The 15,680-nt window shown below is 39.3% G+C and carries 12 protein-coding genes; 2 read left to right on the forward strand and 10 right to left on the reverse strand.

What is annotated here, in order from left to right:
• Positions 1-135: 135 nt before the first annotated feature.
• Both IGL32_RS12025 and gshAB read right to left on the reverse strand, forming a co-directional pair.
• Positions 136-237, reverse strand: coding sequence for a putative holin-like toxin (locus IGL32_RS12025; protein WP_162780856.1), 102 nt, complete (start codon positions 235-237; stop codon positions 136-138).
• Positions 238-427: 190 nt separating this feature from the next.
• Positions 428-2,698: a bifunctional glutamate--cysteine ligase/glutathione synthetase gene (gene gshAB, locus IGL32_RS12030; RefSeq protein WP_002354955.1), complete on the reverse strand. Its 2,271-nt coding sequence runs from the start codon at positions 2,696-2,698 to the stop codon at positions 428-430.
• A gap of 170 nt (positions 2,699-2,868) precedes the next feature.
• On the opposite strand from gshAB, the gene IGL32_RS12035 reads away from it, so the two are divergent.
• Together IGL32_RS12035 and IGL32_RS12040 are read left to right on the forward strand one after the other, a co-directional pair.
• Positions 2,869-3,369, forward strand: coding sequence for a cysteine hydrolase family protein (locus IGL32_RS12035; RefSeq protein WP_153853912.1), 501 nt, complete (start codon positions 2,869-2,871; stop codon positions 3,367-3,369).
• A 656-nt stretch (positions 3,370-4,025) separates the two neighbouring features.
• Entirely contained in the window at positions 4,026-4,922 is an 897-nt protein-coding gene (locus IGL32_RS12040; RefSeq protein WP_002365354.1) for a YitT family protein, read from the forward strand.
• A 50-nt stretch (positions 4,923-4,972) separates the two neighbouring features.
• Here IGL32_RS12040 and IGL32_RS12045 read toward each other — a convergent pair whose 3' ends face one another.
• The 8 genes from IGL32_RS12045 to opp2C all read right to left on the reverse strand — a co-directional run bounded on the left by IGL32_RS12045 (position 4,973) and on the right by opp2C (position 15,671).
• Complete coding sequence (locus IGL32_RS12045; protein WP_002354951.1) at positions 4,973-5,371, reverse strand: VOC family protein; 399 nt, start codon at positions 5,369-5,371, stop codon at positions 4,973-4,975.
• A 119-nt stretch (positions 5,372-5,490) separates the two neighbouring features.
• The gene (locus tag IGL32_RS12050; RefSeq protein WP_002381091.1) at positions 5,491-5,976 is read right to left on the reverse strand and encodes a cupin domain-containing protein; all 486 of its coding nucleotides are present in this window, start codon (positions 5,974-5,976) and stop codon (positions 5,491-5,493) included.
• 160 nt (positions 5,977-6,136) lie between these two features.
• Positions 6,137-7,465, reverse strand: coding sequence for a signal recognition particle-docking protein FtsY (gene ftsY / locus IGL32_RS12055; RefSeq protein WP_002383251.1), 1,329 nt, complete (start codon positions 7,463-7,465; stop codon positions 6,137-6,139).
• Between the two features lie 2 nt (positions 7,466-7,467).
• A complete protein-coding gene (locus IGL32_RS12060; RefSeq protein ID WP_010827829.1) occupies positions 7,468-8,295 on the reverse strand; it encodes a Cof-type HAD-IIB family hydrolase in 828 nt (275 codons plus the stop codon).
• A 24-nt stretch (positions 8,296-8,319) separates the two neighbouring features.
• Positions 8,320-11,898 (reverse strand): chromosome segregation protein SMC, encoded by a 3,579-nt coding sequence (gene smc, locus IGL32_RS12065; RefSeq protein ID WP_173963713.1) that lies wholly within the window; start codon positions 11,896-11,898, stop codon positions 8,320-8,322.
• A 20-nt stretch (positions 11,899-11,918) separates the two neighbouring features.
• A complete protein-coding gene (rnc, locus tag IGL32_RS12070) occupies positions 11,919-12,611 on the reverse strand; it encodes a ribonuclease III (RefSeq protein ID WP_002354946.1) in 693 nt (230 codons plus the stop codon).
• Between the two features lie 329 nt (positions 12,612-12,940).
• On the reverse strand, positions 12,941-14,719 hold the full coding sequence (gene opp2A, locus IGL32_RS12075; protein ID WP_002354945.1) for an oligopeptide ABC transporter substrate-binding protein Opp2A: 1,779 nt from the start codon (positions 14,717-14,719) through the stop codon (positions 12,941-12,943).
• Positions 14,720-14,747: 28 nt separating this feature from the next.
• The gene (gene opp2C, locus IGL32_RS12080) at positions 14,748-15,671 is read right to left on the reverse strand and encodes an oligopeptide ABC transporter permease Opp2C (RefSeq protein WP_002365358.1); all 924 of its coding nucleotides are present in this window, start codon (positions 15,669-15,671) and stop codon (positions 14,748-14,750) included.
• Positions 15,672-15,680: the final 9 nt, after the last annotated feature.

Here is a 15,680-nt window from a genome sequence, read left to right on the forward strand (position 1 = left end):
GCTATTATGAAAATGAAAAAGAGAGGTATGCGGGTACATACCTCTCCTTTTATACCAACACCAGTTATAAGAACTGGTGGCTTACTGAGTTAAGTTTTGAATCTTAACCGTTCGGCCTACGAAGCTTGTGAACGGTTATTTTTTATTGTTTTTCGTTGCTTCAAGGATACCGAAAATCAGTAACGCAACAAGGGTTGCAAAACTAATCATCAATTCCAATGTCGCTTCGATTGACAAAAAAAATGCTCCTTTCGTTAAAGTGCATCGGATACACATAGGCATCACCTGCCTCTCTAACTCAGAGCCACCGTCATACAACTTTCATTGGTAATAGTTTTAGTATAACCTATTGGGTGCACCAAGAAAACGTTTTTATAAAGAATACCGCCAAAAAATCTATTATGAATTTTTTGGCGGTATTCTTTTTTTATTGAACCACTTCTGGGTATAAAAGTTTTAAAACGTCCATTGTCAAGCGTCTACCCTGTCCAGCGTATGGATACACATGCATGTGCATGGCTGGATTAAAGTTCGCTTCGATAATCCCGTACGTTAAGCTATCACGTGTGCCTTTTACGTCTTTGTCAGGAATGATTAAATCAATGCCACAAATTTTGGCTCCTAAAGCAGCTACGGCCTCAATGGCGATTTGTTTATAACTATCATCAATGACATCGGTCATATCAATCGAATCCCCGCCCGTGCTAACATTAGAATTTTCTCGCAAGTACACGATTTGCTCTTTTTCTGGCACAGAATAGATAGTTAAACCTTGTTCTTTCAACATTAGTTTTTCTAAATCATTTAACTGGATTAACTCTAGTGGTGCACGGTGATTGGTCCCCCGCAATGGATCACTATTTTTAGCGGCCACCAATTCTTCTACAGTGTGTTTGCCATCTCCGGTAACATTGGCTGGCACGCGCAACATGATGGCTTTTACATCATTATCTAACACAAAGAACCGATATTCTGTTCCAGGTAAAAATTCTTCAATTAAAACCGCTGTGTCCTCTTTAAAAGCAATCCGTAACGCTTCCGTAAAGTCTTCCAACGAAGCTCCTTCTTTAAAAATCGTAATTCCTAAACCGTAATTCGTTGATTTTGGTTTCACGACAAACGCTTTATTGGCGTAGCGTAAATGTGCTTCTTGTGCCTCAATAAAAGATGAAAATTCTTCACCGCCAGGCACATGGAAACCTGCTGCAGACAAAATTTTCTTTGTCACGGTTTTGTTTTCCATAATCAATGGTACCACGTAGTTATCTTTGCTAGTCATGTTGGCATTTTTGACGTATTCAATGTGCTCGCCATGTTGCAGTTTCAAAAATTGTTCTTGTTCATCTAAAATTTCGATTTCCAAACCTTTTTGAATCGCATCAAATAAGAAAATTTGTGTGGATAATTCCATCTCACGGAAACCAGCTAATTGATAAGGGCGTTCAAAGGCCATACTTTGATATTGGTTTCCAAAAATATTTCCCAGTTCACTGTTGGAGTTTTCTTGAATAATCGTCCACATTTTGCCAGAAACGGTGTCTTGAGGATTCCGCAGTTGTTGATAATACTTACCGACGACTTCTTTGCCTTTACGAATGCCTAGAGCATCTAACATATCAATCATTTCTGAAAAAATCCGATCGCCTTCTGCAATTAACTTAATCGTTTCATGAGGATGACCAAGAGCCACTTGTTCATTAAAAATATCGCCAGTTTTTACCCATTCATCCGCTTCTTCTTTTTCATCTGTCCACAATAAATACAACATGAAATAATGTAAGAAATCCACGGTATCTTCCACAATGCCTAAACGTGAAAAAGGATTTAAGTCTAAATTACGCAACTCGATATAGCGAATACCTGTTTTAGGCAGATCAGACATTTGTTTCCCACCACGTAAGCGCACAGGCGCATAAAATTCTTTTTCTTCAGAAAGTAAACCATTTTCCACCATGCGATGAATATCTTCTAAATAGCGTTCCAATGAGGCATAAGATACTTTCACATTGTCATGATTTCTGTAGCCATACGTACTATTCCGAATACTGCGAATGGGTTCTTGTGGTTGGTCGTCATAGACTCTAAAGTAGCCGTCTTCACTAACTGGTGAAGCCCCAAAAAGATACGTAATTAACCAGCGATAACGTAAAAAGTTACGGGCAACTTTCATGTACACTTTCGTTTTAAATTGTTTGCAGTCTGTCACTTCGGATTGTTCATCATATAATTGCTGAATCAGGGCTTGGTCATATTCAAAATTAAAATGAATTCCGCTGACCATTTGTTTTCGTTTGCCATACTCTTTTGCCAAATAACGACGATATAACACCGCATCATATTGATCTAATTTAGCAATTTTAATCTCTTCATCTTTTGTTGGTAATTGTGGCGGCATACTTAATGGCCACAGCATTTCATCTTCTGGAATCGAACGACGAGCCACATCGTGAATGGCATCTAAAAAACGAAGCATTTCTGTGCCGCTATTTGCTACAGGCGTGATTAGTTCTAATTGTGTTTCACTAAAATCTGTTTGAATATATGGATGATAAGAACGGTTACCAAAAACCGTGGGATGATCAGTTGTCGCTAAAAGCCCTTCTCGTGTACTACGTTGGTTTTCTTTTTCTAAACCAAAACGAGCCATCAATACGTAAGGACGAACATTTTTCTTTTGCATTAATTCTCTATAATTCATCTTGTCGCCTTTCTTTCTACAAACTATCTGTTTCTCTTACTATTATATAGGAAAACGAGTAAATATGCTGTTTTTTTGAACGTTCGCTTGGGAATTTTCGAGACACTTTTAGAGAGCGCCTTTTTCCGTTATACTGAAAACAACTAGTTTATAGAAAGTGGGGATTGCTCATGAAAAATCGTGCATTACTTTTAATTGACTTTCAAAAAGGCATCGAAAGTCCGACGCAGCAATTGTACCGTCTACCAGCAGTGTTGGATAAAGTCAATCAGCGTATTGCTGTCTACCGCCAACACCATGCGCCCATTATTTTTGTTCAACATGAAGAAACCGAATTACCTTTTGGCTCAGACTCTTGGCAACTTTTTGAAAAACTGGATGCACAACCTACAGATTTTTTCATCCGCAAAACACATGCGAATGCCTTTTACCAAACAAATTTAAATGATTTATTGACGGAACAAGCCATTCAAACGTTAGAAATTGCTGGTGTCCAAACCGAGTTTTGTGTGGACACTACAATTCGGGTGGCTCATGGTTTAGGCTATACGTGTTTGATGACACCGAAAACCACTTCCACCTTGGATAATGGACATTTAACCGCGGCACAAATTATCCAACATCATGAAGCTATTTGGGCTGGCCGCTTTTTGACTTTTTTGAGCCTGTGACAAAAATCACTTTGGATTTTTGTTCCGGGCTCAAAACATGATAAACGGCGGGAACAGAACCAACACTACGCGTTGCTTCGATCACAACAACTTCTAAGGTGTTTTCTCGACATGCGTCTCGTCACAGTAAAGCCTTCAAAAGAGCTACAGCTCTAAGAGTTGCGATGTTTCACTGTGAAGCATGAACAGATGAAATCATCGTACCTACTTGGTGAAGGTCCTTCGGAAATAAGCCGAAATTGTTGAGAATCACGAAGAACGTAGTGATTCGATGATGAACAATACCTACTTGGTCTCCAAAAATTAAAGAGCACCGGGTAGGTATCATGCAACATCAACTCGTACCTCGTTGTGTTTTATGACAATTTTCGGAAATTTCTTCTTATTGCTGAGAAACACTATTTGCAAAGCAAATAGATGTTAATCAGTACCTACTTGGTTCTCGGAGCTAAACGGTTCTGTCCCGACCTCTTTTCCAAAAAATTGTTTGTTCACTATGTTTTCTTGTCGTATTTCATGTTAGTATAAGGAAAAAGTGTTCAGTTGATTAGTTGAAGATTTAGAGTGTGGGACATAAGTCGATTAGGCTTGTCTCTCATGTTCTGTCTTTTTTTATGTCATCATTCACTAAACTAATAAATAATTGGAGGTATTTTATGAACAAATTTTTTACAGCCCAACGTTTAAAAGACACCGCCTATGTAACAGTCGGTGCATTCATTTTGGCCATTTCAATCAATGCGGTCTTATTGCCAAATAAACTTGTCGCAGGCGGAGCCAATGGCATTAGTATTGTTATTAATTATGTTTTCGGGATTAGTCCCGCCATTGTTCTTTACGCCATCAATATTCCTCTTTTAGTGCTTTGTTTCTTACTTCTTGGGAAAGAGGTCGGTGTCAAAACCATTTATGGCAGTCTTATTTATCCATTTTTTGTAGGAATTACTTCGGGGATGCCTGTTTTAACACATAATATTTTTCTAGCAGCATTATTTGGCGGTATTATTACAGGTGCTGGCCTAGGCTTGGTTTTCCGTGGCAATGCCTCAACTGGTGGTACAGCAATCATTTCACAAATTGTCAATAAATACTTCAAAGTTTCCTTAGGTATTGCTATTTTATTCGTCGATGGTTTAGTCATTTTATCAGCAATGTACGCTTTTAATGCAGATATTGTGTTATTCTCTTTAATTTGTTTATTTACAATTGGTCGTGTCGTTGACATGATTCAAGTTGGCCTGGTTCGCTCGAAGAATGTGATGATTATTTCACCAAAATATGTCGCTATTCAAGAACGCTTATTACGTGAACTAGATAAAGGTGTGACCTTGGTGCCAATCGAAGGCGGTTATCGAAGCGCGAAAGGCATGCTCTTAATGACCGTCATTCGTGAAAAAGATTTTCCCCGCTTAAAAGAAGCCATTCTTGAGATTGATGAAGAAGCCTTTTTGATTTCAATGAGTGCAAGTGAAGTCTACGGAAAAGGATTTAGCTTGAAAAAAGTAGCTGATTCTTATGGCGTTGAAGCTACTAATGCCAATAATTTACAATAGTTTTTTGTAGGAGAAGAGCCGCAAAATCTGTAGAGATTTTGCGGCTCTTTTTACATCTTCATCCAGACAGGTTCTAAGCTATTGCCATCCAAATCTTGCACTTCTAAGCCATACATTTGCTCTTCTGGTATTCCCATATCAACTCGGTAACAGTTGCCTCCGTTAGCTTTGGCGGTTTCGCCAAACTGTTTTACGGCTTCGGCACTCTCTAAACTAAAGGAAATTAATGCTCCACTGGTTGTTTGCGCATCAATAATTTGCTTTTCTTGGATAAATTTTCCATAAAAATCATGGTTCAACAACATAATCCAAAATTGATCATCCCACATCATCGAACTAGCTTCCTCTGTTGAAAATTCCTCGTTCTTTTTGAATCCAAGTTTTTCATAAAATGCTGTAGAACGTTGGACATCCGCTACTGGGAAGTTAACAAAAACCATTGTGCCCATGTGATTCATCCCTTTCTTTTAATCATCTACGACAGCTAAGTGTGCGTTGCGACAAAATCAACAAGCTTGTTTGATTTATACTAGCATATTCATAAAAGAAATGTTACTAAAACGTTTTCTTAAGGTAATTCTCGATAAGCCAAGTGCTGAATGATTTCACTATGTTGTGGATAATCGTTTAACAATTCCGCTTGAGTAAATAACTCGAAGTCTTCAAACTCAAAGCCTGGTGTAACCACACAACTGACTAACGCAAATCCTGTCGCTACTGTAGAGCCAAAGATTGTGCCGGCAGGAACTGAGAACGAAAGCTGTTGCCCTTGAACTAAGTCTTTCCCTAACTGAACAGCTTGATATGTTCCATCAGGAAAAATACAGTGAACGGTTAACGGCTGACCATCGTGAAAAAACCATAATTCATCCGCTTTTAAACGATGAAAATGTGACGGACTTTCTGTATTTAATAGAAATAAAATCGCTGTATGCAACGCCCGTTCGCCTCGTTTGGTCGGAATCAATTGTTCACTTTTATTGGTTTGTTTAAAATAACCGCCCTCAGGATGCGCTTCTAATCCTAACTTCTCAATCCACATTTGTTCTGTCATCTTCTCCCTCACTCCTTCATTTTTTTCAGAAACAATTTAGGAAGAACTTAGAACATCCGTCCCAATCCTAAAATAAACGGCGGGACAGGAGTAGCTTCTTCATTCTTGAAGCTAAATACTCCTGTCCCACGTTCTTCCCAAACCTGTTTATTTTCTACAACTAAACATCTTTTAATAAGCCTTTAAATAAGCCCATTGCGAAATCGTTGGCATTGAATGGTTCTAAATCGTTAATGCCTTCACCTAGACCAACTAATTTCACTGGCAAGTGTAATTCATTCCGAATAGCAATGACAATACCACCTTTGGCTGTTCCGTCTAGTTTGGTTAAAACTAAGCCAGTGACATCGGTTGTTTCTTTGAACTGTTTGGCTTGTGTCATCGCATTTTGCCCAGTAGTTGCGTCCACGACTAAGAGAACTTCGTGAGGCGCATCTGGAATTTCTCGTTGAATGACTCGTTTAATTTTTTCTAATTCCTTCATTAAGTTGACTTTATTTTGTAAACGACCTGCTGTATCCACTAGCAAAACATCGGCCTGTTCTGCCTTGGCACGTTCCACTGCATCGAAAACGACCGCTGCTGGGTCGCCGCCAGCATTCCCACGCACAACTTCAACGCCAGCCCGTTCACCCCAAACAACTAATTGATCGATGGCGCCCGCTCGGAACGTATCGGCAGCGGCCATTAAAACTTTCTTTCCTTCCAACTTGTATTGATGGGCTAATTTACCAATGCTGGTTGTTTTACCAACTCCATTAACACCAACAAATAAAATCACGGTTAAGCCATTTGGCTGTAAGTTAATCGCATTATTTTCATTAATTCCTGCTTCTTCATACAAATCAACCATTTTTTCAATGATGGTATTTTGAACTTGAGCTGGTTTTTTCACATTTCGCAGTTTCACTTCTTGTCGCAAGGCTTCTGTAATTTTTAAGGATGTATCAAAGCCTACGTCTGCACCAATTAACGTTTCTTCTAATTCTTCAAAGAAATCTTCATCGACGCTCCGGAAATTAGCAAACAATTCGTTCAACCGTTGACCAAATGTTTTACGTGTTTTTTCCAAGCCTTTTTCATATTTTTCTTGGACTTGCTCTTCTTTCGACTCTTCAATTTCTTCTGAAACCTGCGTGTCTGTTGGTTCTGTCAACGGAGTCACGACACTACTTTCTTCCTCAGGCGCTTCCACAACAACTTCTTGTGTTTCCTCTGTCAAGATTTCTTCTGGCTCTTCTTCTAATGCTTCTTCTACGCCAGCTAATTTTTCCATTTCAGCGTTATCTGTTAAATCGGCTGTTTCTGCGACTTCTTCCGCTGTCGTTTCTGGCGTTGTTTGCGCCTCTTCTGCTGCGGTTTCTTTTGATTCAGCAGGCGCTGATTCATCACTAGGTGTTTCGTCTACTGTTTCTTCAACAATCTCTTGTTTTTCTTCTTCCTTTTTTTCAGCGGAAAAAGCTTTTTTAATTTTATCAAAAAATCCCATTCTTATTGGCCTCCTTCCAACGGCATTAAAATATATTTTTCGACCGCTTTGGCAACGCCATCTTGGTCATTCGTGTCTGTAACGACATCTGCAGCTTCTTTAACTAATGGAATCGCATTTGCCATGGCGACACCTAAGCCAGCGTATTCAATCATCGGTAAATCATTTTCTTCGTCCCCTAGGGTCATGATTTCTTCCGCACGGATTCCTAAATCTTTGGCTAACAAGGAAATACCATAGGCTTTCGTAATCCCTTTTGGCATAAATTCTAATAAGTTATTTCGCGTTTTAATAATTTCAAAGCGCTCATAAAAAGAGGCCGGAATTTCCTTGATGCGTTCATTTAAATACGCTTCATCAATCGCAACAACAACTTTATTATAAATTCGATTCGGGGTTAACTCTTCTAATTTGTAGGACTCAAAGGTTAATAATTTGTTTAGAGAACTATAAATTGAAGGATAATTAGGTGCAGAAGGCAATTGCATCACGACCTCATCGGATAAGACATCAAACGGCATGTTGAGTGTGGTTGCTAATTGGTAAAGCTCATGAATCGCTTCCAAGGGCATCAATGTTTTCTCAATAATGGCCCCTGTATCATTTTTTTGAACCAACCCGCCGTTAAAAGTAATGCTATAATCGCCTTCATCTTGTAAACCTAATTCTTCTAAGTAAGGACCAATAGCTGCCAAAGGTCGACCTGTGCAGATAACAACTTTCACGCCTGCTTGTTTCGCAGCCATCAGTGCTTGTTTATTCCGTAAAGAAATCTCTTTTTGGCTATTTAATAATGTTCCATCTAAATCAATAGCAACTAATTTTATCAAACGTTCGCTCCTCCTTGCTTCTGGCTAATTGCTTTTTTCAATTGCGCCACCTTCTTTGACCTCTTCCAAGCGAACTGAAACGATTTTTGAAACCCCAGATTCTTGCATAGTCACGCCATATAAAACATCTGCGGCTTCCATTGTCCCTTTACGATGTGTCACCACAATAAACTGTGTGCCATCTTCAAATTCGCTTAAATAATGGCCAAAACGAGCAACGTTGGCTTCATCTAAAGCTGCTTCTACTTCATCTAAAATACAGAACGGAACTGGTCGAACACGAATAATTGAAAAGAGTAACGCAATCGCCGTTAATGCCCGTTCGCCTCCAGACAACAAGCTTAAATGTTGTAATTTTTTCCCTGGTGGTTGCGCCTCAATCTCAATCCCTGTATTCAAGAGATCCTCTGGATTGGTTAGCACCAGTTCTGCCCGTCCGCCTCCAAACATATTAGGAAATACCACTTTGAACTGGCCACGAATTGCTTCAAAGACTTCTTTAAACCGTTCTTTCACTTCTTGGTCCATTTCATCCATGGTTTCAAATAATTGTTCTTTCGCATTTAATAAATCATCTCGTTGACTGACTAAAAATTGATGGCGTTCATCGACTTGTTCAAATTGCTCGATGGCACTTAAGTTAACAGGTCCTAACCGCTCAATTTCTTGTTTTAGGCGTTTCACTGTTTGCTGTGCTTGCGCTAAATCATCGATTGGGAAATACGCTTCATAGGCAGCTTCAAAGGTTAAGCTGTATTCTTCCTGTAAGTAACTTAATGAGCTATCTAATTGCATTTCTGCACGATTTTTTAGGACTTCAATTTGTGTTTTATCTGCTAAATACTGTTGTTGGCGTTTGTTTTCTTCCGCTAATTTTGTATCTAACTCGTCTACTTCTTCTTGCAACGCTTGTCGTTGACTACGTGCCGTTTGTAAAGACGTTTGCAACGCTGTTTGTTTCTCCGCTAATTGCGCGACTTGTGCCGCTAAGCCTTCTTCGGTTAACTGGTGATCGCTAGAATGGCTACTTAATTGTTGTAGCTGTTGACGGATGGCCGTTTCTCGAATCAACAATTCGTCCAATTGTTCTTGTTTGTCTTGCTTTTGACGAGCAAAATGGGCACATTGTTCCGCCGCTACTGCTTGTTCTGCTTGAACTGTCGTCAAGCGTTCTTGCGCTTGGGCTTTAAAGGTTTCCATTTGGCTAGCTTCTTGTTCCACTTGTTTCATTTCAGCATCTAAACGTTCTTTCGTTGCCGTTAAGTTTGCTTGTTGCTCTGTCAATGTGGCTTTTTTCGTTTGATATTCGGTTAAGAATTGATGCAATTCCCGTGATTCATATTCAAACAGACGTTTTTCTTTTGTTAAACGAGTAATCGTTTCTGTTTGATTGGCTAATTTATTGTCAATTTCTTGTTGTTTTAAACGATTTTGTTCACCAGCAGAGCGCAACATTTCTGCACGTTCCGTGGCTGTTTTCACTTCTTGCGAGAGCGCTTGGACTTCTTGTTCTACACTTCTTAGTTGTGTTTCTAATTGAGTCATTTGTTCAGTAATTGTTTGAAGTTCTTGCGCTTGTGAAAATAGGCTTCCTTGGTTGCCACGTTTATTGGCTCCCCCAGTCATCGAACCGCCAGGATTCATCACATCGCCTTCCAATGAGACAACACGATATTGGTAATTGACTAATTTTGCTAACTGGTTGGCACTCGTTAAATCTGCCGCTAAAATCGTGACGCCTAAGAGATTTTGAATAACGGTTTGTACTTGTTCTGGATAACGAACTAATTCACTGGCAATCCCCACGAAGCCCGGTGCACCAGCCAAACGATTCTGAACCATCGCCGATACAGAGCGCGGCTTAATGGTAGTCAATGGTAAAAAGGTTGCCCGGCCACTGTGTTGTTGTTTTAGGAAGGTAATGCCTGCTCGACCATCTTTCTCATTTTCCACAACAATATGTTGTGCCGCACCACCTAAGGCCGTTTCAATCGCCAACGTATATTCTTTAGGCACTTCAATTAACTCAGCCACTGCGCCAACAATCCCAGTTAATTGGTTTTTGTGACGCAATACAGCTTTCACGCCTTGATAGAAGCCAGCGTAATTTTCTTGAATTTCTTGCAAACTTTTTTGGCGTGCCTTCGCTTGTTGCACTTGATTCATCGCTTGGTACATATCGTTTTGACGCTGTGCTAATCGTTCACGTTTGGCTTCAAGCGTTGCTTTCAACCCGGTGTATTCTTCCAGTTGTTCTTGTAAGCCTTGTTTTGCGACTTTTTGCTCTTTTTCTAGCGTCTCTTTCATTGCGAGAGCTTCAACCATCTGTTCTTCTAGCGCTTCGTGTTTTGCTAGCGATTGTTGATTTTTAGCTGTTTCTTGTTGATATTGTCGTTCTAAATATTTTAAGTCATTGGCTGTATTGGCTTGTTCTTGCATGACTTCCACATACTGACTGCGCAATTCTTCCATCAATTCTTTAGAAGACTTACTATATTTTTCCACATCTTTCGTTGCCAAAGCCAATGCTTCTTTTAACGTCTGACGTTGTGCCGTTTTTTCTGCGATTGCTGTTTCCAGCGTCTGCAATTCTTCCCGATAGCGAACAATTTTTTCGGCCGTTTCTGCCAATGTCTCTTCGTATTCGCTTGCCGTTTGGGAGGTGTGTTTGGAACGTTCAATTAAAACATTTTTTTGTCCTTCTGCTTGTTTCAACGCTTCTGTCACTTGTAATAATTGTTGTTGTTCCGTTTCAATTTGTTCATCTAAACGATTGCGCTTGCTTCGTAAACGTACCAATTTGCCTTCTAGGTCATGGACTTGCTTACTTGCGCCAGCTAACTTTTCTTCAATGGCTGTTAATTCTTGCGTTTTCGTTTCCCAAATAGCTTTTGCTTCTTGAATTTCGATCACAGTTAAATTGACATCAATTTCGGTAAGTTCTTCTTTCAAAGCTAAATACTTTTTAGCCGCATCTGCTTGGGCGGCTAGAGGAACTAATTGGTCTTCCAACTCGTAAATGATATCTTGGACACGGCTTAAGTTGTCCTCAGTTTCGAAAAGCTTTTGTTCAGCTTTTTTCTTTCGTTGTTTGTATTTTAAAACGCCCGCTGCTTCTTCAAAAATCCCTCGACGGTCTTCAGGTTTACTATTAAAAATCGCTTCAACTTTCCCTTGTGAAATAATTGAAAAAGATTCTTTGCCTAACCCTGAATCCATAAATAAATCTTGAATGTCTTTTAAACGGCACGCTTGTTTATTAATAAAAAAGTCACTTTCGCCCGTTCGTTTTAAACGACGGGTGACACTAATCTCACTATAATCCAATGCTAAATAATGGTCGCTGTTGTCTAAAGTCACGGTAACTTCCGCAATATTTAGCGGCTTACGACCTTCCGAACCGGCAAAGATAATGTCGTTCATTTTGCCACCGCGAAGGTTTTTCGCAGATTGTTCACCTAATACCCAGCGAACAGCTTCCGTGATATTACTTTTCCCACTTCCATTCGGACCAACCACTGCTGTCACATCATCTTCAAATTCAATAATGGTTTTATCTGCAAATGATTTAAATCCTGTAATTTCAATTCGTTTTAAATACACGAATATTGCTCCTTCCAGCCTTACTGAGGAATACTTTTCAGTGCCCGCTCAGCGGCATCCTGTTCAGCTAACTTCTTCGATTTTCCTTGGCCTAACCCAATGAGTTCACCATTCATGTAAACTTCAGTGAAAAAGGTGCGGTCATGAGCAGGGCCTTCTTCTTTAATTAAGCGATATTCAATTGAAACATCGCCTTTGCGTTGTAAAACTTCTTGTAATTGTGTTTTGTGATCCATCTCATGTGAAAAAGCACCGGCATCAATTTTCGGAAAAATAACGTCTTCAATAAATTTCTTGGCTGCGCCAACTTTTTGGTCTAAGTAGAGGGCACCTAAAAAGGCTTCAAATAAGTCACATAATAATGATGCACGTGTTCGTCCGCCCGATGCTTCTTCTCCTTTACCTAATAAAATGTAGTTGTCGAAGTGACATTCTTTCGCAAATTTGGCTAAACTATCTTCCCGAACGATGGCTGCGCGCATCTTCGTTAATTTTCCTTCTGGAAGTTCTGGGAATTTTAAATACAAATATTGTGAAACAATTAATTCTAAAACTGCATCTCCTAAAAATTCAAGACGTTCATTATCGGATAATTTTAAATAGCGATGCTCATTCACATAGGATGAATGAGTAAAAGCTTGCTCTAATAGATTGACATCATGGAAAACAATGCCGTAACGTTCTTTTAACTCTGTTGTTAACTGATTGTCCATTCTCCACATTCCTTTACATTTATTTACACCTTGTTTCATTATACTTTTTTTTTCACTTTTTTTAAATGGTTCTATTCAGAAAAAGCCTGTTATTCACTGTGTTCTCATTATTTTTTAGAAAAAAATAAATAAATAGGGCTATGACTGAGATAAAAGCGTTTGTTTACGTAAGAGATAGAAAGAGCGTGGGACAAAAATCACTTTGGATTTTTGCGCCACGCTCAAAAACTGATAAACGGCGGGAACAGAAGCAACTCCTCCTTATTTCTCGGAGTTAAACACTTCTGTCCCGACCTCGTTCTATCTCTATTAAATCAGCGGAACGTTGTTTAACGTTTTTCCGCAGTGACACCCACCGTTGCCCATGGATTATCTTTCGTATCAACTGCCCAAGTAAAGTCAACTACACGGTCGTTGACAGGCAAGACTTCATTTCTGTAAAGCGTTGGGATTACAAATGCTTCATCAATGGCATACTCTTGCCAATCGTAGAAGGCTTTTTTACGTTTTTCTTCATCAAATGATGCTTTTGAATCGATCGCATCAAGTAATTTAGTATTTTCTTCTGACTCAAAACGTGTGTAGTTAAAGGCTGAGTTTGGACCATATAAGCCGGTTGGTGAAGGATCTGAACCTGTGCCCCACGCGCCTTGATAGATATCTACTTCTGGATCATCATTTTTCAATTTGTCATAGAATGCTTGGAAATCAATTAAGCGTCCTGTTGTATACGTTACGTTTAAGCCAATTTCTTTCCATTGTTGGACATAGTAATCAGCAAGTGGTTGTGCAGTTTCGCCGCCTGACATTGAAGCAAACTTGATTTCTAGTGGTTTGCCTTCTTTGTCTTCGCGAATGCCATCGCCGTCTACGTCTTTATAACCAGCATCATCTAATAATTTTTTCGCTTTGTCTAAATCAAGCGTATAGCCTTTCGCTTCGCTATCATGCAAGCTCTTGAAGACTGGTGGGATTAACGTTGTTGCCCCTGTTCGTAAGCCGTTGTAGAATTTTTGGCCGACTGCATCATTGTCAATTGCATAGCCCATGGCTTGACGTAAGCTTTTATCTGCCATTTTAGCTTTTGGATTGTATTTCACTGTATTTGTTTCTTTGTCAAACGTACCCATTTTAAAGCCAATATACGTGTAGGCTTGTTCGGGACGTCCTAAGATTTGATACCCTTCAGTATCTTTGTATGTTGGATACGTATCTGTTGGCATTGATAATGCAATATCGTATTGTTTCGCTTTCATCGCTTCTACAATGCTCGCAGAAGGAACAGATTTGAACACTAATTTATCTAATTTAGGTTTGCCACCGTAGTAATGCTCATTTGGTAGGTATTCAACAGATTCACCTGTCACAATATTACTCATGTAGTATGGTCCAATAGTCACAGGGTTTTTACGAACTGCATCGCTTGATTCCATGTCTTTAACAGCAATTCCTTCAAAGGCATGTTTTGGTAAAACTGAACCCCAAACACCGCCACCTAATTGTTGCATTCCTGGGTGAACTTCTTTATAAGTGATTTTAACTTCTTTATCATTGACTTTTTCTATGCCAGAAATGGTTGGCGATTTACCATCATGGTAGTCTTCCATGCCAACAATATTCGTAAAGTTATCATCATAACGAATCCCTGTATAGTCTTTATGACCAATGACTTCATAAGAGAAAATCACGTCATCTGCCGTCACATCTTTACCGTCAGACCATTTCAAATTGTCACGTAATTTAATGGTTGCTGTATTGGCATCTTCATCTAATTTCAGATCCGCAGGACCCCCATCGACAATCTTAAAGTCTGCATCATTGTTAAATAATGGCTGTACCGTTGGAAGCATGTATTGTGCATCATAGTTGTCTTGATAAAATTCTTGCTGGAAAAGTCCTTGGAATTGTGTATCCATAACTACAGCGACATCTAATGTCCCGCCATCAATTGCTTTTTTATCATTTTTAACAGCGATTGGCATTTTTGAAATGTCTTCTGTTTCCGTTGCTTTATTGCCCCCGCCTTTATTGCCGCCACCACATGCAGCTAACCCGAATACTAACACAGAAGCTAACGTGATTGCACCTAAAATCCGTTTCTTGTTCATCTCTTTTCCTCCCTCATTTTTTGGCTAATTAGCCTAATCGTTGTCGTGCATCTGCTGAGCGCTTAAATGCTTGTCCAACATAGTTTATACTTAACATCAAGACTAAAATTAGAATTGATGCAGGTAACCAAACCCATTGTTTATTGACTAATACATCCCCACTGCTGGCGTAGCCAATTAAGGTTCCTAAACTTGGGACACTTTGTGGTAACCCGAAGCCTAAGAAAGTTAACGTTGTTTCGATCCCGATATTGGCCGCGAAATTAATCGTTAAGTTCGTAATAATTAATGAACTTAAATTCGGCATAATTTCTCGAAACATAATTTTAAAATCGCTTGTTCCCATTGTCTTAGAGGCACTAACGTAATCTCGGCGCCCTTCAGATAACGTTTTACTGCGGAACAACCGCGCTTTTCCAACCCAATAAAACGCACACATAATCCAAATAAAGGACCAGATACTATATTTAGGAATCACGGAAACGAACACAATAATAATTAACATAATTGGCAAAATCATAATAAAATCCACGATACGCATCAAAATATTATCAATCATGCCTCCATAATAACCGGAAATAATCCCTAAACCGACCCCGATAATAGACGTAATAATCGTAATGGCAAAACCGATTAAAATAGAGTTTCTAGCCCCGATAATCAATTGTCCTAAAACATCACGACCCCCTTCATCGGCACCTAAAATGAACTTGGTGCCATTCATTGTAACGGTACCTGGTTCCGCATATTTATCTAAAATACTTACATGCATAACGGCACTTTGGTCTAACACTAACGAACCGATAAAAACGGCTAATAAGATAATGACCAAAAGGATTAAAGAAAACATCGCCATTTTTTCTTTGACGAATTCTCGCGCAATCATCCGAAAGCCCATTGGTGGAATACTTTCTTGTAAGACTTCTTCTCTTTTTTCTTCTGTCAATTCCATTTTTATCAC

Origin of the sequence: Enterococcus sp. AZ035 (assembly GCF_050548325.1) — a bacterium.
GTDB lineage: Bacteria > Bacillota > Bacilli > Lactobacillales > Enterococcaceae > Enterococcus > Enterococcus faecalis.

Bases quoted from the DNA above. Each gene is read 5' to 3' on its own strand.
- IGL32_RS12050 (WP_002381091.1), bottom strand. From the start codon at position 5,976: ATGACAGAACAAATGTGGATTGAGAAGTTAGGATTAGAAGCGCATCCT.
- ftsY (WP_002383251.1), bottom strand. From the start codon at position 7,465: ATGGGATTTTTTGATAAAATTAAAAAAGCTTTTTCCGCTGAAAAAAAG.
- IGL32_RS12045 (WP_002354951.1), bottom strand. From the start codon at position 5,371: ATGGGCACAATGGTTTTTGTTAACTTCCCAGTAGCGGATGTCCAACGT.
- IGL32_RS12035 (WP_153853912.1), top strand. From the start codon at position 2,869: ATGAAAAATCGTGCATTACTTTTAATTGACTTTCAAAAAGGCATCGAA.
- opp2A (WP_002354945.1), bottom strand. From the start codon at position 14,719: ATGAACAAGAAACGGATTTTAGGTGCAATCACGTTAGCTTCTGTGTTA.
- IGL32_RS12040 (WP_002365354.1), top strand. From the start codon at position 4,026: ATGAACAAATTTTTTACAGCCCAACGTTTAAAAGACACCGCCTATGTA.
- gshAB (WP_002354955.1), bottom strand. From the start codon at position 2,698: ATGAATTATAGAGAATTAATGCAAAAGAAAAATGTTCGTCCTTACGTA.
- rnc (WP_002354946.1), bottom strand. From the start codon at position 12,611: ATGGACAATCAGTTAACAACAGAGTTAAAAGAACGTTACGGCATTGTT.
- opp2C (WP_002365358.1), bottom strand. From the start codon at position 15,671: ATGGAATTGACAGAAGAAAAAAGAGAAGAAGTCTTACAAGAAAGTATT.